This window comes from Halorubrum sp. SS7 (genome assembly GCF_005435055.1).
Lineage (GTDB): Archaea > Halobacteriota > Halobacteria > Halobacteriales > Haloferacaceae > Halorubrum > Halorubrum salinarum.
The window spans coordinates 1-222 of sequence record NZ_SGXV01000711.1 but is presented as its reverse complement, the minus strand read 5'-3'; the positions used below and the strand labels follow the sequence as shown (position 1 = coordinate 222).

Annotated in this window: 1 protein-coding gene; it reads right to left on the bottom strand. The window is 68.9% G+C overall.

The features are described from left to right. Positions 1–222, bottom strand: a 222-nt coding sequence (locus EXE44_RS19680; RefSeq protein ID WP_137718143.1) for a cytochrome P450, incomplete at both ends; no start/stop codon positions are given.

The following is a 222-nucleotide window of genomic DNA, read 5'->3' as shown; positions in this document are numbered from 1 at the left end:
GGTCGTCGTACCAGCGGTCGGACCGGTGGATCACCCACTGAGAGACCATCAGCGCGGAGCCCTCGGGGACCCGGTATCCCCCGAGCTTCACGTCGAGCTTCGGCTCGCGGAACAGCGTGTAGACGGGCGGGTAGAGCCGCATCGACTCGTTGAGGACGCGCTCGGTGTACTCCATGTCGCGGACGGCGCCCGCGGTCAGGGGGCCGCTGCTCACGACCGCAT